Here is a 16,687-nt window from a genome sequence, read left to right as displayed (position 1 = left end):
CACCTCTGGTCCCGTTGCGCGCCGACCCTATATCCTCGGGGCAACGACATGCAACGCGAGAGGGACGACATGACTGTAACGGTTGGGGACGTGCTTCCCGGCGCCACGCTGCTGGTTCTGGGAGACAACGGGCCCGAGGCGGTGAGCCTCGGTGCCAAGATGAAGGGGCGCAAGGTGGTGATCTTTGCCGTGCCCGGCGCCTATACCGGCGTGTGCACCACCGCCCATGTGCCGAGCTTCATCCGCACCAAGGACAAGTTCGCCGCGAAGGGCGTCGACGAGATCATCTGCATCTCGGTCAACGACCCCTTCGTGATGAAGGCCTGGGGCGATGCGACCGGCGCGAATGCGGCCGGGATCTCGATGCTCGCCGATGCGGAATCGGCCTTCACCACCGCAATCGGGATGGATTTCTCGGCCCCGCCCGCCGGTCTCATCAACCGTTCGGCCCGCTATGCGATGCTGGTCGAGGATGGCGTGGTGAAGATCCTGCACCGCGAGGAATCGCCCGGCACCTGCGAGATCTCCGCGGGCGAGGGTCTGCTCGCCGCGATGTGACGATCCGGGGGGCGCCGCGTGGCGCCCCTCAGCCTTCGGGCGGGGGCTCCGGGGCCACCGCCGCGGCCTTTTCCGCGCACAGGCAGGCGATCGGGCGCGCGAGATCGAGGATGATCTCGGCCTCGGTCTCGATCGCGTCGAGACAATTCGCCAGCTCGGTGTCCAGCACGCTCAGCCCGCCGCAGGAATGGGTGGTCAGGCGGATGTCCACCACGTTGTAGCTGTTGCGCCAGTCCGGGTGGTGATCCATCTTCTCGGCCTCGAGCGCGACGCGCGCCATGAACCCCCAGGCCTGCGAGAAGCTGCGGAACTTCCAGACCTTGCGCAGCGCGTCCCCCTCGGGGGCGGCACGCCACCCCGTCGCCTCGAGCGCGGGCAGCAGGGCGGTGCGTTCTTCCTCGCTCAGGATCTCGGCCATTCTCGGTCCTCCGTGCTGTTCGCCCCATCCTTGCACATCGGGGCGCCGGGCCAAAGCCCGCGGTTCACTCCTCGGTGCGGAAGGGGCCAAGTGCGGCCAGCGCCTCGATTTCTGCGGCGATGGCGGGGCGTTCGGCCTGAAGATAGTCGTCGACCGCCCGGCGCAGCCCCGGATGGGCGATCCGGTGGACGGAATGGGTGGTCACCGGCATGTAGCCGCGCGCCAGCTTGTGCTCGCCCTGCGCGCCGGCCTCGACGCGATCCAGGCCATGGGCAATCGCCCAGTCGACGGCCTGATGATAGCACAGCTCGAAATGCAGGAAGGCGTGATCCTCGAGACAGCCCCAATAGCGGCCGAAGAGCGCCTCGCGCCCGATCAGGTTCAGCGCCCCGGCGACGGGAATGCCATCGCGCTCGGCCAGCACCAGAAGCACCTCGTCGCGCAGCGCGTGCAGCGCATCGAAGAAGGCGCGGGTGAGATAAGGCCGGCCCCATTTCCGCCCGCCGGTGTCCTGATAGAAGGCCCACATCGCCGCCCAGTGCTCGGGCCCGATCGCATCGCCGGTCAGCGCCCGGATGGTGCCGCCGAACCCCTGCGCCCGCTCGCGCTCCTTGCGCAGCGCCTTGCGCTTGCGCGAGGCGAGATCGGCGAGGAAATCGTCAAAGCTGCCATAGCCGCGGTTGGTCCAGTGGAACTGCATGCCGGTGCGGTGCAGCCAGCCCGCCCCGGTCGCCGCCGTCACCTCGTCTTCGGTGCAGAAGGTGAGGTGGACGGAGGAGAGCCCCGCGCCCCCGGCCACCTCGGCCATCGCCTGCAACAGCGCGGCGCGGCCCGCAGCCTCGTGCCCCGGGCGGGTCAGCAGGCGACGGCCGGTGACCGGGGTGAAGGGCACCGCGGCCTGAAGTTTCGGGTAATAGCGCCCGCCCGCGCGCTCGAAGGCCTCGGCCCAGCCGTGGTCGAAGACATATTCGCCCTGCGAATGGCTTTTCAGATAGAGCGGCGCGACGGCGATCACCTGCCCCGCTTGCCGCGCCACCATCGGCCGCGGCATCCAGCCGGTGCCCTCGCCGACCGAGCCCGAGGTCTCGAGCGCGGTCAGGAAGCGATGCGTGGTGAACGGATCAAGCGGGCGCGCCCCGTCCTGGGCCTCGGGACAGGCGCAGGCGTTCCAGTCGGTTTCCGAAATCTCGGAAACTCCGGAAAGAATCGAAACTTCGACGGCCGCGCTCATCTGCCCCCTCGGGAAACCTGCCCCGATGGTGGCGCGCCGCGACGCGGCGTCAAGCCGGGATCGGCGCCGGATAGCCCTCGAAGGTGATGTTCTGCGCGATCTTGCGCGCCGTGGCCTCGGCCTCGGGCGAGCGGATCGTCCAGCACAGGATGGCCGCGCCCTGCGCCTTCAGGGCCGCGACCCGTGGCGTGTCCAGCGCCGCCGCCTCGTGCGAGATGAAGCACGCACCGACGCGGTCGTAATCGGGGATCTCGCGCAGGCTGTCTCGCACCGCGGCGGGCAGCAGAGGCCAGTCCTCGGCGGTATAGGCCGAGGTCGTCAGCCCCACCGCCACATCGGGTGCCGCGGCACGGAAGGCCGCGATGGCGTTCGGGTTGAAGGACATCACCGCGACCGGCCCGGCATAGGCCGCGATCTGCGCCGCCGCCGCGCGTTCGAGCGCACCGTCGGTGCCGCCCATGGCGCCGTGCTGGTCCTTGATCTCGATCAGCAGCGGCACCCGGCCGGCGACGAGGGCCAGAAGCTCTGCGAGCGTCGGGATTCCCTCGTCACCGCCCAGAAGCGGCATCGCGGCCAGCTCGGCCGCGGTGAAGCCGCCGATCCGGCCGGCCACGCCGGTCAGCCGGCGCAGGTCGTAATCGTGAAACACCATCGGCACGCCATCGGCCGAGGGCTGCAGATCGCATTCGATCGCATAGCCCGCGGCAATCGCGGCGCGCGCGGCGGCCAGGCTGTTCTCGGGGCGGCCGGCGGCGCGGTCGTGATAGCCGCGATGCGCGACCGGCAGGCGCAGGAAGTCGGGGGACAGCATCATGCGACCTCGAAGATCGCCTCGATCTCGACGGCGACGCCCAGCGGCAGCGAGGGCGCAGCGACCGCCGAGCGGGCGTGGCGCCCGATCTCGCCGAAGACCTCGACCATCAGGTCCGAGGCGCCATTCACCACCTTCGGCTGGTCGGTGAACTCGGGCGTCGAGTTGACGAAGCCCACGAGCTTGACCACCCGCGTCACGCGGTCGAGATCGCCCAGCGCGGCGCGCGCCTGCGCCAGCAGCGCAAGCCCGCAGCGGCGGGCGGCGGCGGCGCCTTCCTCGATGCTCAGATCGGCGCCGAGACGACCGGTGATCAGCCCCGTCGCATCCGACGAGATCTGCCCCGAGACGAAGAGCTGGTTGCCCGTGCGCACGAAGGGCACGTAATTCGCCGCCGGCGCCGGGGCCGGCGGCAGCTCGAGTCCAAGCTCGGCAAGACGCGTTTCGATCAGGCTCATGATTCCCTCCATGTCCGGCGCGACGCTAGGATCTCGCCGCCCGGGGCTCAAGCGCTTTTGCCGACGAAAGAGGCTGTGAAATGCGCCACAACGCGCTAGATCAGGGGCAGCCGGCGGCACAGGCCGGCGCCGTCGAAAGGGGATGCGATGCGCGAGAGCCACCAGATCGAAGCCGCCGTCAGCCGGGCCGAAGAGGCAAGCCCGATGCCCGACCCGGTCGATCCGCGGCAATTCCGCGACGCGCTTGGCCGGTTCGCCACCGGGGTCACCGTCATCACCACCTGCGAGGCCGATGGCGCCGCGCCGGTGGGGATCACCGCGAACAGCTTCGCCTCGGTCTCGCTCGATCCGGCGCTGGTGCTGTGGTCGGCGGCGCGTTCCTCGATGCGGCACCGGCATTTCTCGGTCGCGCAGGCCTTCGCGGTGCATGTGCTGGGCTTCGGCCAGCAGAGCCTCGCACAGCGCTTCACCGGCAAGGGCGAGGGCTTCGCGGGGCTCGACCACCGGCAGAACGCCGAAGGCGTGCCGGTCTTCGACGACGTGCTCGCCCGGTTCGAATGCCGCACCGAGGCGACGCATGAGGGCGGCGATCACACCATCATCATCGGTCGGGTGATCCGCTTCGCGCTGTGTGGCGAGGGCGAGCCGCTGGTCTTCGCCGGCGGTCGCTACGGCCGGTTCGAACCGAGCTGAGCGGGGCCGCGCCCTTCAGCGATACCGCGCGCGGTCGCTTTCGGTGATCTCGCGGATCACCCGCGCGGGGTTGCCGGCGCAGATGACATTCGGGGGAACATCCCCGCGCACCACCGATCCGGCGGCGATGACGCTGCCCGCGCCGATCGTCGCCCCGGGCAGGATCGAGACGCCGGCACCGATCCAGACATCGTCGCCGATCGTCACCGGCCGCGCATATTCCAGCCCCATGGCGCGCTGCTCGGCGTCGAGCGGGTGACCCGCGGTGTAGATGCCGACATTCGGCGCGATGAAGCAGTTGCGCCCGATCGTGACCTTCGCTCCATCCAGGATGACGAGGTTCACGTTGGCATAGAAATTCTCGCCGATCTCGATGTTGAAACCATAGTCGCAGTGGAAGGCGCCGTCGAAGGTGAAGGCCTCCCCGGTGCGGCCGAGCAGGCGCCTGAACAGCACATGGCGCCGCATCTCCTCATCGGGGTGCAGCCCGTTGAGCTCGAACAGAAGCCGCTTCGCCGCGCGACGCTTCTCCACAAGGCCCGGGTCGTGGTTCGCGTCGTAAAGCAAGCCGGCCGCGGCTTTTTCCATCTCGTCCAAGGTGGCGTTCCCTAGTCGAGCCGGGCGATCTGTTCGGCCAGCTGCGCCACCGCCTGCGACTGCGCCGCGGCGATCGCGGCCGGTCCCTCGCCCGCAAGCGGCACGCTCAGGTCGAAGCGGCGCACGATGTCGCGGCCCTCGGCCATCGCCGGGGTGACGTAATAGCTGCCGGTCAGCCGCACCACGCCGTCGGCCTGCGCCATGAACTGTTCGACCCGCACCTCGATGCGGCGCTGCGGCCCGTCGGCCAGCGGCCAGGGCTCGGCGATCACCCGCGCCCCGGAAAGCGCCGAGATCTGCCGCGCCAGCGCCAGCGTCACCGCTCGCGGCGGATCGTCGGCCCAGATCGTCTTCGGCGTCGAATGCAGCGCGCCATCCGCCCCCTGCCAGGCGATCTCCTGCCCCGAGGCATATTGCGGCAAGGACACCTCGCGCAGCTCGGCCATGCCGAGCCGGTCGGGCAGGCGCTGCGTCGCCGCCGGCGGGTCGATGGTGTAGCGCGCGGTCTTTTCCGGGTTCGAACAGGCGGCCAGCGCCGCGACAGTGGCAAGAAGAAGGAGACGGGTCATGGCACTCTCCGGTCAGCGGCCAAGGATGAAGGCGCGCGGGTTACGTTCGATCATTCGCGCGAGCGAGCCGAAGGCCGCGGTGGCGCGGCGCAGCTCGCTCAGCGTGCTGACCATCTCGGAATTGAAGGTCGAGCGGTCGCCATAGGCGGCCACCAGCCCCTGGGCCTGGGTGACGAGCGCATCGAGCTTTGCCGTCAGCTCGGGCAGCTTGCCCGAAGCGTCGGAGATCGCGCTCGCGGCATCCTGCGTCGCGACCAGCGTGCCGTTCAGCTTCTCGGCCGCCCCGCCCGCGCGCAGCTCCTCGAGCAGACCGGCGGTCTGTTCGAGCGTGTCGGACAGCGCCTTCGGCAGCCGCTCGGCATCCTTGGTGCCCAGCATGCCGCGGATGTCGGCGATCAGCCCGTCAACGTTCTTGCCGATATCCTCGAGCGGCATCGCCGCCACCGCCTGCGCCGCCTTGTCGGCGGAATCGAGCGTCTCGTGCAGCCCGTCGATCTCGGTCAGGAAGCTCGTGGCGGCGGAAGACACGCCGTCGATCGCGGTGATCGTCTTGTTCGCCGCATCCTGCTTGTTCAGCTCGCCGACCAGCGTCTGCATTTCCGACAAGAGGCCCGAGAGGTTGCCCGGCACCGCCCGCGTATCCTGGCTTTCGGCGATCGCCGAGACCGAATCGAGCGTGCGGATCGCCGAGGCCATCAGCTCCTCGATCGGCAGCTTGTTGATCCGGCCGAAGACATCCTTGGCCGAGGCGGCAAGGTCGTTTTGCGCCGCGGGGGCCGTCGGGATCGTCGGGAAGGGCTTCGCGTCGAGCCCCATCTTTGCCACCGGCAGGTCGGGAATATCGACAAGCTCGATCACCAGCGTCGTGCCCAGAAGCCCGGTGCCGGCGATGCGGGCGCGCAGCCCGGCCTCGACCTCGGTTTCCAGGAACTCGGTGACGATCTGCGTGTCGGTGTCGCGCGCCAGGCCAAGCCGCTCGGGCGAGAGCGCGATCACCACCTGCTGCTGGGCATAGCGGGTGCCGGTGGAATCGGTCTGCACCTTGACCGAGACATCGGTGACCTCGCCCGCCTCGACACCGCGGAACTGCACCTTCGAGCCGCGCGACAGCCCGCTGATCGCGTCGTCGAACAGCAGCGCATAGCGCGGCGGATCGACCAGCTCGGCGCCGAAGATCGAGGCCTTTGCCTCTTCCGCGCTCGGATAGAGGCGGAAGGCGTGGCCGTTCTCGACCAGGCCGCCGCCGGTCGAGAGGGTGTCGAACTCGACCCCGCCCTGCACCAGCGTGGCGAGCGAGCGCATGTCGAGGCTGACCCCCGAGGCCCCGAGCGAGACCGAGATCCCCGAGGTGTCCCAGAACCGGGTGGTGGTGCTCAGCCGCTTGTCATGCGGTGCCTCGATATAGGCGTCGACGGTGACGCCCGAGTCGCCCTCGTTCAGCCGCAGGTTCTGGATCCGGCCGACGGTGACGCCGCGAAACAGAACCGGCGCCCCCTCGGCGATGCCGCCCGCATCGTCGGCGCGCAGCTCGACCACCGTGCCCTTGGTCGGGTCGGGCGCGACGGGCGGGCGGTCGAGCCCGGTGAAGAGGGTCTTGTGCCCCTTCGGCGTCGCGTCCCACCAGCCCTCGATGAAGGCGCCCGACAGCACCGTGTCGAGCCGAGAGATCCCCTGCGTGGTGACCTCGGGGCGCACCACCCAGAAGCGCGCCTCGTCGTCGATGTATTGCGCCACGTCCTTGTTCACCCGCACGCCGACGCGCACCGAGGTGAGGTCGGGGCTGAAGCCCACGCTCTCGACCTTGCCGACATCGACCTCGCGGAATTTCAGCGGCGTCTCGCCGGGCACGATGCCGGTCGCGTCGGCGAAGTCGATCTCGATCAGCATGCCGCGGTCGGCATAGGTCTTCCAGGCGATGCCGAGGGTGATCGCCAGCGCCAGAAGCGGCACCAGCCAGACCACCGAGAGCCGGGTCCAGATCGGGTTCGGCGCGGGTTCGGTCTTCAGCGCGGCGGGCTGCGGGTCAGTCGTCATGGGTCACTCATTCTCCGTGGGGCCGCGCCAGATCAGCCGGGGGTCGAAGCTTTGCGCCGAGAGCATGGTGAAGGCAACCGAAAGCGCGAAGGCCGCGGCGGCCGGCCCCGGATGGATCGAGGCGACGAAGCCGAGCTGCACCAGCGCCGACAGCACCGCCACCACGAAGACGTCGATCATCGACCAGCGGCCGATGAACTCGACGACCTCGTACAGCAGCAGATGGCGGTGGCTGCCCGCCCGTCGCTCGGTGCCGACGGACAGGGCAAGATAGGCGATGGCGAGGAATTTCGAGATCGGGATCAGGATCGAGGCGAGGAAGATGATCCCCGCCACGCCCCAGCTGCCGTGCTGCGCCAGCTCGACCGCGCCGCCAAGGATGGTGTTCTGCTGATGCCCGGTGAGCGTTGCGGTCAGCAGCATCGGATAGAGGTTCGCCGGAATGTAGAAGATCAGCCCCGCCACCCACCAGGCCCAGACCGGTTGCAGGCTTGCGGTGCTGACCGGGTGCAGATGCGCGCCACAGCGGCCGCAGCGCGCCGTGCCCGCGGGCCAGACCCGTCCGCAGCTGGTGCAGCCGGTCAACCCGGCATCGGTCGCGGTGAGGAAGGGGGGATGGTCGGTCATCGGCCAATCGCCTCCCAGATCGTCCACTTGCTCATGAAGGCGGTCTTCAGCACGGTGACCACGATCAGCGTGCAAAAGGCCCAGAACGCCGGCCCGAAGGAAATCTCGGCGAGCCCCGCCACCTTCACCAGGGCGACGCCGGTGCCGATGACGAAGATCTCGGCCATCGACCAGGGCTGCAACTCTTCGGCGAAGCGGAAGGCGAGGGCGGCGTGGCGGTAGGGCGGGCGGCCGTTCGACAGCGGCCAGAGCGTGTAGATGAGCGCGGCAAAGCGGGCGACGGGCAGCAGCACGATGGCCAGCAGCACGGCAAGCGACAGCGGCGCAAGCCAGCCGTCCGAAAACGCCATTGCCGCCTCGAAGACCGAGCTTTCATGCGAGAGCCCGTGCGAGGAGATGCCGAGGAAGGGAAAGAACACCGCCGCCACCATCAGGATCATCGCGGTGAAGGACAGCGCCACCACATGCAGGAAGGACCGCGTCCGCGGCGTGATCAGCAATGTGCCGCAGCGCGCGCAGGCGGCGCGCTCGGTCTCGGCCAGCGCATGGCTGCGATGCAGCGTATCGCAGCGCGGACAGGCGATCAGCGCATCTATGGTCTCGGGCGGCACGGACATGCCCCGAACATAGCCTCCCCCCGCCGCACCGCAAGCCGCACGCGGAAGCCGGAGCATTTTTCCCATTAAGGGCACATTAATGCCGCGCTGCTAGGCCTGCCGGAGGAGCAGGCGAGGGGCACCGATGAGCATGCGCGACAACGCCGTCCCGGTGATCATCAAGCGCAAGAAGCTGGTGCGCGGCGGCGGGCATCACGGTGGCGCCTGGAAGGTCGCCTATGCCGACTTCGTCACCGCGATGATGGCTTTCTTCTTGATGATGTGGCTGCTGAACGCGACCACGGAGAAACAGCGCAAGGGGCTGGCCGACTACTTCAATCCGACGGTGCCGATCAACCGGGTCTCGGGCGGGGGCGACGGCGCCTTCGGCGGCGACTCGGTGTTTTCGGACCGGCAGATGGCGCATGACGGGACCGGTGCGTCCGAACAGCGACCGACGACTGTGCAGCAGGCGCAGGGCGCCGGCGGGGCCGAGGTTGCCGACGGATCGCAGGAGCAGCAGCAATTCGCGCAGATGGCGCGCGATGTCGATTCGGCCCTGCAGGGGCTGGGCGGCGAGTCGATGGCGACGCAGAACCTGGCGCGGCACATCGTGACGCGGGTGACGGACGAGGGGCTGATCGTCGAGTTCTTCGATCTCGACGGGGCGCCGCTGTTCGCCGGCGACAGCGCCACGCCCGAACCCGTTCTGGGCGAGATCGCGGCGGTGCTGGCGAAGGTCTTCGGTCTGGTCACCAACAAGGTCGCGCTGAACGGCCATGTGCACGCCTATCCCGCGATGCTGCGCGAGAACCCGGTGTGGGACCTGTCGCTGGCCCGGGCACAGGCGATGCGCGCGCTGCTCGAGCAGAAGGGATTCGACCGGCAGCGGATCCAGCGGGTGACCGGCTATGCCGACCGCGCCCCGGCAACCGAGCCGCCGATGTCGGCCCGCAACAACCGGCTCGAACTGATCCTGCTGCGCGAGCAGCACTAGAAAAGCGGGAAAATCGGCCATGTTAGGCGGCTGTTAACACGGCCTGCCGCAGAGTTCCGGCTGATCGAAGGACGCAGCAGCAGAAAGGCGCTTTCATGTCCATTTCCTCTTCGCTCAATGCGGGTGTGGCCGGCCTTGCGGCCAATGCGACCCGACTCGCGACGATCTCCGACAACATCGCCAATTCCGGCACCTATGGGTACAAGCGCGCCACCACCGATTTCGAAAGCATGGTTCTCGCGCAGACCCGCAATTCGGGCACCTATTCCGCCGGCGGCGTCCGCGCCTCGACCGGGCGGCTGATCGACGAGCGTGGCTCGATCGTCTCGACCGCCAACGCGACCGATCTCGCGGTGTCCGGCCGCGGCTTCCTCCCCGTTGCCAGCGCCGCGACCTATGACAAGACGCAGGGCGAACAGCCGCTGATGATGACCACCACGGGGTCGTTCCACACCGACAGCGACGGCGTGCTGCGCACCGATTCGGGGCTTGTGCTGCTGGGCTGGCCGGCGAATGCCGACGGCTCGATCCCGACGATGCCGCGCGACACCGTCGGCGGCCTCGTCCCGGTGGTGATCAACGCCAACCAGACCGCGGGCGACCCGACCACGGCGATGAACCTCGGGGTGAACCTGCCCTCCTCGGAAACCGGCGCGGGCAGCAGCGGCGATGCGCTGCCGCTCTCGGTCGAGTATTTCGGGAACCTCGGGAATTCGGAATCGCTCGACATCACCTTCACGCCCACGGTGCCGGCGAGCGGCTCCTCGAACGAATGGACAATGGTGATCCGCGATTCGGCGACGATCGACGATCCGGCCACCGCCGCGGACGAAAGCATCATGGGCGAGTATACGCTGGTCTTCGACAACACCAGCGTGAACGGCGGCACGCTCGCCTCGGTCTCGACGCTGTCGGGCGGCACCTATGACCCCGCGACCGGCACCGTGAGCCTCGGCGTGGCCGAGGGGCTGCAGAACATCACCCTGACGATCGGCAAGATCGGCGATGCGAACGGTCTGACGCAGCTCGCCACCGATTTCGCGCCGACCTCGATCACCAAGGACGGCTCGCCGGTCGGCAATCTGACCGCGGTCGAGATCGACGACGCGGGCTTCATCAAGGCCACCTACGACACCGGCTTCATCCGGACGGTCTATCAGATCCCGCTGGTCGACGTGCCGAATCCGAACGGGCTCAGCGCGCTCGACAACCAGACCTTCCAGGTCTCGCCGACCTCCGGCTCGTTCTTCCTGTGGGATGCCGGCGACGGCCCGACGGGCACGATCGAGGGCTATGCGCGCGAGGGCTCGGCCGTCGACGTGGCGCAGGAGCTGACCAACCTGATCCAGACCCAGCGCGCCTACTCCTCGAACGCTAAGGTCATCCAGACCGTGGACGAGATGTTGCAGGAGACGACGAACATCAAGCGCTGAAGCCCGTAAGCGGGAGACGATCTCATGAGCATCTCATCGGCCTTCAACAACGCCACCTCCGGGCTGACGGCCACGTCGCGGATGGCAGAGGTCGTCTCCTCGAACATCGCGAATGCGCTGACCGATGGCTATGCGCGGCGCGAGGTCGGGCTCTCCGCCCGCACCGGCGGCGGGGTGAGCATCGACAGCGTGTCGCGCGCGGTCAGCGAGTCGCTGCAGCAAAACCTGCGTCTTGCCGGCGCCGCAGCCGGCAATGCCGAAACCCGGACCAGCTTTCTGCAGCGCTTCGAGGATCAGCTTGGCACGCCCGGCGAGAGCGGGTCGCTCTCGACCGCCTTTTCCGATCTCGAGACCTCGCTGATCGCGGCCTCGAGCCAACCCGACAGCACCGCCCGGCTGACCGCCGTCGCCACCGCGGCCGGCACGCTCGCCGACAAGCTCAACGCGGTTTCCGCCGATCTGCAGCACAGCCGGCTGGAGGCCGACCGCTCGATCGCGACGCAGGTCGACACCCTGAACGCGGCGCTGCACCAGGTTGCCGATCTGAACCGGACGATCACCGGCGAGCTGGCGAACGGGCGCGATGCGAACGGCCTGATCGACACGCGTCAGGCCCTGATCGCCAAGATCGGCGAGATCGTGCCCTTGCGCAGCGCCCCCCATCAGGGCGGGCAGGTGACGCTTTACACCACCGGCGGGGCGCTTTTGCTTGACGGGACCTCGACGGTCGAGATCGGCTTCACCCCGGTCGGGGCGATGACCGCGGACATGACCCTGGCGGGCGGCGTGCTCTCCGGTCTGACGATCAACGGCCAGCCGATCGCGTCGACGGATGACGGCGTGCTGGGCGGCGGCACGCTCGGCGCCACATTCGCGGTGCGCGACACGCTCGCCCCCGCGGCGCAATCGCAGATCGACGCCCTCGCCCGCAACCTTGTCGAGCGTTTCGCGGACCCGGGGGTGGATCCGACCCTCGCGGCAGGCGCGGCGGGCCTCTTCACCGATGCCGGCACGGCCTTCGATGCCGCGAACGAGGCGGGGCTCGCCGGCCGCCTCCGGCTCAACGCGCTGGTCGATCCCGCCGCGGGCGGTGCGGTCTGGCGCCTGCGCGACGGGCTCGGAGCCACGGCACAGGGGCCGGTCGGCAATGCGACGCTGCTGAACGCACTCGCCGACGCGCTCGCCCAGGACGTCGTGCCGGCGTCCGGTGCGCTTGGCACGGCCGCACGCAGCGCTTCGGGCCTCGCGGCCGAGCTGCTCTCGCAGGCCTCGACCGCCCGCCAGTCCGCCGAGCTGCGCAGCGCCTCGGCGGCCGCACAGCACGACAGCCTGTCGGAGGCGGCCTTTTCCGAGGGAATCGACACCGATTACGAGATGCAGACCCTTCTGCAGATCGAGCAGAGCTATGCGGCGAACGCCCGTGTCATCCAGGCGATCGACGACATGATGCAACGGATTCTGGAGCTTTGAGATGGCCTATGTATCGATCGGCGACATGGCGCAGAGCTTCCGCTTCCGGCAGCACAACCAGCAGCTGAAGACCACCCTCGCCCGGCTGACCGACGAGCTGGCAAGCGGCGTGCAGCAGGATGTCGGCGCGGCGCTGAAGGGGGAATTCACCGGCTATTCGGCCCTCGTCGCCTCGATCGCGCGGCTCGATGCCTATGACACCTCGGCCAGCGTCACCGGCACCTTCCTCTCGGTGATGCAGACCACGCTCGGCACGATCCAGGATCAGACGGCGGAATTCGGGACGACGCTGATCTCCGCCGGGCAGAATGGCGACAGCGCGGCCCTTGCCGCCGCGGCGAGGGACGGCGCGCAGCGGTTTGCCGCGGTGGCGGGCGCGCTGAACACGCAGGCGGCCGGACGCTATGTCTTTGCCGGGATGGACACCGCCACCCGGCCGCTGGCGGATCCCGACCAGATCCTGACCGCGCTTTCGACCGCGGTCTCGGGGCTTTCGACGGCGGACGAGATCATCACCGCGGTGAACGACTGGTTTGCCGCCCCCGCCGGCAGCGGCGGCTATGGCGATCTGGCCTATCAGGGCAGTGCCAGCCCGCTCGCGCCGCAGCGCGTTTCCGAGACCGTGGCCGTCGCCGCCGACATCACCGCGGCGGACACCCGGCTGCGCGATGTCCTGCAGGGGCTGGCGCTGTCGGCCCTTGTCGCGAAGGACATGGTGCCGGCGGAGGCTGCGCTGCGGTCCCGGATGCTCGAGACCGCCGGTCAGCAGGTGCTCTCGGCCAGCAGCGCGCTCACCGGCGCCCGCGCCGAGGTCGGCGTGGCGGAAGAGGCCACCGCAGCCGCGAAGACCCGCAACGGCGCCGAACGGACCAGCCTTGAAACCGCGAGGCTCGGCATGGTGGCCGCCGATCCCTATGAGACTTCGACCGCCCTGAAGGCGGTCCAGACCCAGCTGGAAACGCTCTACGCGCTCACCTCGCGGCTTTCCGGCATGCATCTGACGGATTACCTGTGATGCGCCTTCTCGCCCTGCTGGTCCTGCTGCTCCTGCCCCTCTCGGTCGAGGCCGCCTCGATCCGCATCAAGGATCTGGTCGAGTTCGACGGCGTGCGCGGCAATGATCTTGTCGGATACGGGCTGGTGGTCGGCCTGAACGGCACCGGCGACGGCATCCGCAACGCCCCCTTCACCGAAGAGATCATGTCGAACGTCCTCGAACGTCTGGGCGTCAACGTGACCGGCGAACAGGTCCGGCCGAAGAACGTCGCGGCGGTTCTGGTGACCGCCTCGCTTCCCGCCTTCGCCCGCTCCGGCCGCGAGATCGACGTGACGGTTTCCGCGATCGGCGATGCGAAGAGCCTGCTTGGCGGCACGCTGGTGATGACCCCGCTGAAGGCGGCGGATGGCGAGATCTACGCCGTCGCGCAGGGCACGATCATCGCCGGCGGCGTCTCGGCCAGCGGCCAGGCCGCCAGCGTGACGCGTGGCGTGCCGACCTCGGGCACGATCCCGTCGGGCGCGCGCGTCGAGCGCGAGGTCGCCTTCGAGCTCGACAGCCTGCGCGAGGTCCGCCTTGCACTCCGGACGCCAGATTTCACCACCGCCTCGCGGATCGAGGCCTCGATCAACCGCGAATTCCACCGGCGGGTCGCGCGGATGACGGATGCGGGCACGGTCTCGGTCGACCTTGGCCAGGCCGGGTCCTCGAACGCCGCCCATGTCATCAGCCGGATCGAGAACATCCGGATCGAGCCCGAGCAGAAGGCGCGCGTGGTGATCGACCAGCGTTCGGGCACGATCGTGATCGGCGAGGATGTCCGGATCTCCCGCGTTGCCGTCAGCCAGGGCAGCCTGACGCTGCGGATCGAGGAAACCCCGATGGTATCGCAGCCGAACCCCTTCGCCCGCGGCGAGACCGTGGTCGTGCCGCGCACCAATGCCAGCATCGAGCAGGGCGGCGGCTCGAAGATCGCCGAGATCGCCAGCACAAGTTCGCTCTCGGATGTCGTTGCAGGGCTGAACGCGCTCGGCGTGCCGCCGCGCGACATGATCGACATCCTCAACAGCATCCACGCCGCCGGCGCGCTGCATGCGGAGATGGTCCTGAACTAGGGGCGCGGCAAGCGCAGCGTGCGCGGCGGCCACCGGGCCGGAGATAGCGCCGACGCTCGCCCTCTGCCGGACGCACGGTGGCGCGGCGCCGCCCCCCACGGCAGCCGCCCCGAAGGGCGGGTCATGGCCCCTCCCCTTGATCGGGGCACGCTCCCGACCTAGCAATGAAGCCGCCTCGCCGAGGCGGATTTCACAAGGACGGACGCATGGCACAGCAGATCGCGGTTTGGGGCATCCACATGGGCGAACATGTCGCCGCGCGGCCGATCGAACTTGGCTATGTCGCCATCGGCTGGCCCGAACTGGGCGATCTCGGCCAGTATCCGGACCGCGAGGCGCTGAAGACCGCGCTCGCCTGCACCTATCCCGACAAGAAGCCGGGCGCCCTGCCCGTCGATGCCGGCACGTTGTTCCGCTTCTGCCGCGAGATCCGCCCCGGCGACATCGTCATCTATCCCTCGAAGCACGACCGTATGGTCAATATCGGGCGCCTCCGGGGCGATTACGCGCATGTGCCGGGCGATCCCGACGAATACCGCAACCAGCGCCACGTCGCGTGGCTGGGCCGGTTCCCGCGCAGCAACTTCAGCCAGAGCGCGCTGAACGAGATCGGCTCCTTCATCACGCTCTTCGCCGTGCGCGAACACGCGGCGGAGTTTCTGGACAAGGTCGGCCTGGCCGTGCCGCAACAGCCCGAGGCCGCCCCTCCGTTTCGCAAGTTCCCGAATTCCGGCAGAGGACAGTTCCGATGGCCCGCGCCCTGCGCCTTTTCTCCAATGTCCTTTTCGCGCTGACGGTGCTGGCCGGCAGCCTCTGGGCCGCCACGGCGCTCTGGCTGCACCTGGCGGGCCTCCCGCGCCTTGCCGCCCTCGCCGCGCTGGTGCTGGCCGCGGCCGGCGCCGTCACCGCACGGACCCGCAGGCGCCCGGCCGGCTGGGCCGTGCTGGCCCTGGCGGCGCTGGTGGTTGGTGGCTGGTATCAGACGATCGCCCCGCGCGCCGACCGGGACTGGGCGGTGGACGTGTCGCGCGGCGTGACGGCGCGGATTTCGGGCAAGATCGTCACGCTCGCGGACATCCGCGACTTCGACTGGCACAGCAAGGACAACGCGACGCCGCGCTGGATCACCCGCAGCGTCGATCTGGACCGGCTTGAGACCGTCGACATGATCACCTCGGTCTGGGACAACCCCGATATCGCCCATCTTCTGGTGAGCTTCGGCTTCAGCACCGGCGAGCATGTCGTCTTCTCGGTCGAGATCCGTCGCGAAAAGGGCGAGGAGTTCAACGAGATCGGCGGCTTCTTCCGGCAGTTCGAACTGGTGCTGATCGCCGCGACCGAGCGCGACATCCTGCGCCTGCGCACCGACCTGCGGCGCGAGGAGGTGCGCATGTATCCGGTGATTCTCACCGCCGAACAGCGCCGCACGCTGTTCCTGTCCTATGTCGAGCTTGCGCGGCAGCTCGAACGTCAGCCGCGCTTTTACAACACCATCACGGCGAATTGCACGACGGTGGTCTACGGGCTCGCGCTTGGCCTGAAATCGGATCTGCCGCTGAACGACAAGCTGATCCTGTCGGGCCGCCTGCCCGAATATCTCGAGGCGCTCCATGTCCTCGGCGGCGAGGGCACGATGGCCGAACGGCGGGCCGCGGCGCTGCTGCGTCCCGGGTCCGAGGGGCGGCATCCCGGTCTTGGTTACTCCGCGGCGATCCGGCTGAGATAGCGGCGTGGCCGGCGCCCCGGGGCGCGCGCGACGCGGCGGTCTCACGGCATCGGCAGCGAGGGCCAGAAAACACGAAAGCCTCGCAACCTGAAGGGGTTGCGAGGCTTTCGAAGTATTGGTGCCCAGAAGAGGACTCGAACCTCCACGCCTTGCGGCACACGGACCTGAACCGTGCGCGTCTACCAATTCCGCCACCTGGGCCGGTGATGTGAGGGGGGATTTACCGACCCCCGCCGGGAGTGTCAACAGGGTTTCGAAAGAAAATCTTCACGTCGCTGCAACACCTTCGTCAGGGTCTTGTTTGGCAGGGGGGTTGGCGGTAATCAGAATGCGACTTTTTCTCAGCAGGGGGCCGAA

18 protein-coding genes and 1 tRNA gene are annotated in these 16,687 nt (G+C 68.9%); 9 read left to right on the top strand and 10 right to left on the bottom strand.

Annotation, left to right across the window (positions count from 1 at the left end; all coding sequences use genetic code 11):
* Nucleotides 1–69: 69 nt before the first annotated feature.
* Complete coding sequence (locus DYS74_RS12555; protein ID WP_121534038.1) at nucleotides 70–558, top strand: peroxiredoxin; 489 nt, start codon at nucleotides 70–72, stop codon at nucleotides 556–558.
* A 28-nt stretch (nucleotides 559–586) separates the two neighbouring features.
* Here DYS74_RS12555 and DYS74_RS12550 read toward each other — a convergent pair whose 3' ends face one another.
* From DYS74_RS12550 to DYS74_RS12535, 4 genes are all read right to left on the bottom strand, one after another.
* Nucleotides 587–976 (bottom strand): 4a-hydroxytetrahydrobiopterin dehydratase, encoded by a 390-nt coding sequence (locus DYS74_RS12550; protein WP_121534037.1) that lies wholly within the window; start codon nucleotides 974–976, stop codon nucleotides 587–589.
* A 64-nt stretch (nucleotides 977–1,040) separates the two neighbouring features.
* A complete protein-coding gene (locus DYS74_RS12545) occupies nucleotides 1,041–2,207 on the bottom strand; it encodes a GNAT family N-acetyltransferase (RefSeq protein WP_121534036.1) in 1,167 nt (388 codons plus the stop codon).
* A 49-nt stretch (nucleotides 2,208–2,256) separates the two neighbouring features.
* Nucleotides 2,257–3,021 carry a glycerophosphodiester phosphodiesterase family protein gene (locus DYS74_RS12540; protein WP_121534035.1) on the bottom strand — a complete coding sequence of 255 codons (765 nt, stop codon included), beginning with the start codon at nucleotides 3,019–3,021 and terminating at the stop codon, nucleotides 2,257–2,259.
* A complete protein-coding gene (locus DYS74_RS12535; protein WP_121534119.1) occupies nucleotides 3,018–3,476 on the bottom strand; it encodes a RidA family protein in 459 nt (152 codons plus the stop codon). The genes DYS74_RS12540 and DYS74_RS12535 overlap by 4 nt, the downstream gene beginning before the upstream one ends.
* A gap of 147 nt (nucleotides 3,477–3,623) precedes the next feature.
* Here DYS74_RS12535 and DYS74_RS12530 point away from each other — a divergent pair, with 147 nt between their 5' ends.
* Nucleotides 3,624–4,169, top strand: coding sequence for a flavin reductase family protein (locus DYS74_RS12530; protein ID WP_121534034.1), 546 nt, complete (start codon nucleotides 3,624–3,626; stop codon nucleotides 4,167–4,169).
* A 15-nt stretch (nucleotides 4,170–4,184) separates the two neighbouring features.
* Here the strand turns inward: DYS74_RS12530 and DYS74_RS12525 are convergent, their stop codons facing one another.
* From DYS74_RS12525 to DYS74_RS12505, 5 genes are read right to left on the bottom strand one after another with little or no spacing between them, the layout of a single operon-like run.
* A complete protein-coding gene (locus DYS74_RS12525; protein ID WP_183077526.1) occupies nucleotides 4,185–4,757 on the bottom strand; it encodes a sugar O-acetyltransferase in 573 nt (190 codons plus the stop codon).
* Nucleotides 4,758–4,777: 20 nt separating this feature from the next.
* Nucleotides 4,778–5,335: a PqiC family protein gene (locus DYS74_RS12520; RefSeq protein WP_121534032.1), complete on the bottom strand. Its 558-nt coding sequence runs from the start codon at nucleotides 5,333–5,335 to the stop codon at nucleotides 4,778–4,780.
* 12 nt (nucleotides 5,336–5,347) lie between these two features.
* The gene (locus DYS74_RS12515) at nucleotides 5,348–7,369 is read right to left on the bottom strand and encodes a PqiB family protein (RefSeq protein WP_121534031.1); all 2,022 of its coding nucleotides are present in this window, start codon (nucleotides 7,367–7,369) and stop codon (nucleotides 5,348–5,350) included.
* 3 nt (nucleotides 7,370–7,372) lie between these two features.
* Nucleotides 7,373–7,996, bottom strand: coding sequence for a paraquat-inducible protein A (locus DYS74_RS12510; protein ID WP_121534030.1), 624 nt, complete (start codon nucleotides 7,994–7,996; stop codon nucleotides 7,373–7,375).
* Nucleotides 7,993–8,613: a paraquat-inducible protein A gene (locus DYS74_RS12505; protein ID WP_121534029.1), complete on the bottom strand. Its 621-nt coding sequence runs from the start codon at nucleotides 8,611–8,613 to the stop codon at nucleotides 7,993–7,995. The genes DYS74_RS12510 and DYS74_RS12505 overlap by 4 nt, the downstream gene beginning before the upstream one ends.
* Nucleotides 8,614–8,737: 124 nt before the next feature.
* Between DYS74_RS12505 and DYS74_RS12500 the strand changes: the two genes are divergently transcribed.
* From DYS74_RS12500 to DYS74_RS12470, 7 genes are all read left to right on the top strand, one after another.
* On the top strand, nucleotides 8,738–9,589 hold the full coding sequence (locus DYS74_RS12500; RefSeq protein ID WP_121534028.1) for a flagellar motor protein MotB: 852 nt from the start codon (nucleotides 8,738–8,740) through the stop codon (nucleotides 9,587–9,589).
* 95 nt (nucleotides 9,590–9,684) lie between these two features.
* A complete protein-coding gene (locus DYS74_RS12495) occupies nucleotides 9,685–11,022 on the top strand; it encodes a flagellar hook protein FlgE (protein ID WP_121534027.1) in 1,338 nt (445 codons plus the stop codon).
* Nucleotides 11,023–11,046: 24 nt separating this feature from the next.
* Entirely contained in the window at nucleotides 11,047–12,492 is a 1,446-nt protein-coding gene (gene flgK / locus DYS74_RS12490) for a flagellar hook-associated protein FlgK (protein ID WP_121534026.1), read from the top strand.
* Nucleotide 12,493: 1 nt separating this feature from the next.
* Nucleotides 12,494–13,507: a flagellin gene (locus DYS74_RS12485; RefSeq protein WP_121534025.1), complete on the top strand. Its 1,014-nt coding sequence runs from the start codon at nucleotides 12,494–12,496 to the stop codon at nucleotides 13,505–13,507.
* The gene (locus DYS74_RS12480) at nucleotides 13,507–14,604 is read left to right on the top strand and encodes a flagellar basal body P-ring protein FlgI (protein WP_121534024.1); all 1,098 of its coding nucleotides are present in this window, start codon (nucleotides 13,507–13,509) and stop codon (nucleotides 14,602–14,604) included. The genes DYS74_RS12485 and DYS74_RS12480 overlap by 1 nt, the downstream gene beginning before the upstream one ends.
* Nucleotides 14,605–14,810: 206 nt before the next feature.
* Nucleotides 14,811–15,398, top strand: a complete 588-nt coding sequence (locus DYS74_RS12475; protein ID WP_121534023.1) for a restriction endonuclease — start codon at nucleotides 14,811–14,813, stop codon at nucleotides 15,396–15,398.
* Entirely contained in the window at nucleotides 15,353–16,330 is a 978-nt protein-coding gene (locus DYS74_RS12470; RefSeq protein ID WP_121534022.1) for an Lnb N-terminal periplasmic domain-containing protein, read from the top strand. The genes DYS74_RS12475 and DYS74_RS12470 overlap by 46 nt, the downstream gene beginning before the upstream one ends.
* 116 nt (nucleotides 16,331–16,446) lie before the next feature.
* Here the strand turns inward: DYS74_RS12470 and DYS74_RS12465 are convergent.
* Nucleotides 16,447–16,531, bottom strand: a tRNA-Leu gene (locus DYS74_RS12465).
* Nucleotides 16,532–16,687 lie beyond the last annotated feature (156 nt).

It is taken from the genome of Paenirhodobacter hankyongi (genome assembly GCF_003664585.1).
In the GTDB taxonomy this organism is placed as follows: Bacteria; Pseudomonadota; Alphaproteobacteria; order Rhodobacterales; family Rhodobacteraceae; genus Rhodobacter; species Rhodobacter hankyongi.
The sequence above is the reverse complement of the archived record's forward strand: the minus strand, read 5'-3'. Positions and strand labels throughout refer to the sequence as shown.

What these genes read in the sequence shown, in the direction of transcription:
- DYS74_RS12555 (WP_121534038.1), top strand. Translation starts at nt 70, where the DNA reads ATGACTGTAACGGTTGGGGACGTGCTTCCCGGCGCCACGCTGCTGGTT.
- DYS74_RS12550 (WP_121534037.1), bottom strand. Translation starts at nt 976, where the DNA reads ATGGCCGAGATCCTGAGCGAGGAAGAACGCACCGCCCTGCTGCCCGCG.
- DYS74_RS12545 (WP_121534036.1), bottom strand. Translation starts at nt 2,207, where the DNA reads ATGAGCGCGGCCGTCGAAGTTTCGATTCTTTCCGGAGTTTCCGAGATT.
- DYS74_RS12540 (WP_121534035.1), bottom strand. Translation starts at nt 3,021, where the DNA reads ATGATGCTGTCCCCCGACTTCCTGCGCCTGCCGGTCGCGCATCGCGGC.
- DYS74_RS12535 (WP_121534119.1), bottom strand. Translation starts at nt 3,476, where the DNA reads ATGAGCCTGATCGAAACGCGTCTTGCCGAGCTTGGACTCGAGCTGCCG.
- DYS74_RS12530 (WP_121534034.1), top strand. Translation starts at nt 3,624, where the DNA reads ATGCGCGAGAGCCACCAGATCGAAGCCGCCGTCAGCCGGGCCGAAGAG.
- DYS74_RS12525 (WP_183077526.1), bottom strand. Translation starts at nt 4,757, where the DNA reads ATGGAAAAAGCCGCGGCCGGCTTGCTTTACGACGCGAACCACGACCCG.
- DYS74_RS12520 (WP_121534032.1), bottom strand. Translation starts at nt 5,335, where the DNA reads ATGACCCGTCTCCTTCTTCTTGCCACTGTCGCGGCGCTGGCCGCCTGT.
- DYS74_RS12515 (WP_121534031.1), bottom strand. Translation starts at nt 7,369, where the DNA reads ATGACGACTGACCCGCAGCCCGCCGCGCTGAAGACCGAACCCGCGCCG.
- DYS74_RS12510 (WP_121534030.1), bottom strand. Translation starts at nt 7,996, where the DNA reads ATGACCGACCATCCCCCCTTCCTCACCGCGACCGATGCCGGGTTGACC.
- DYS74_RS12505 (WP_121534029.1), bottom strand. Translation starts at nt 8,613, where the DNA reads ATGTCCGTGCCGCCCGAGACCATAGATGCGCTGATCGCCTGTCCGCGC.
- DYS74_RS12500 (WP_121534028.1), top strand. Translation starts at nt 8,738, where the DNA reads ATGAGCATGCGCGACAACGCCGTCCCGGTGATCATCAAGCGCAAGAAG.
- DYS74_RS12495 (WP_121534027.1), top strand. Translation starts at nt 9,685, where the DNA reads ATGTCCATTTCCTCTTCGCTCAATGCGGGTGTGGCCGGCCTTGCGGCC.
- flgK (WP_121534026.1), top strand. Translation starts at nt 11,047, where the DNA reads ATGAGCATCTCATCGGCCTTCAACAACGCCACCTCCGGGCTGACGGCC.
- DYS74_RS12485 (WP_121534025.1), top strand. Translation starts at nt 12,494, where the DNA reads ATGGCCTATGTATCGATCGGCGACATGGCGCAGAGCTTCCGCTTCCGG.
- DYS74_RS12480 (WP_121534024.1), top strand. Translation starts at nt 13,507, where the DNA reads ATGCGCCTTCTCGCCCTGCTGGTCCTGCTGCTCCTGCCCCTCTCGGTC.
- DYS74_RS12475 (WP_121534023.1), top strand. Translation starts at nt 14,811, where the DNA reads ATGGCACAGCAGATCGCGGTTTGGGGCATCCACATGGGCGAACATGTC.
- DYS74_RS12470 (WP_121534022.1), top strand. Translation starts at nt 15,353, where the DNA reads ATGGCCCGCGCCCTGCGCCTTTTCTCCAATGTCCTTTTCGCGCTGACG.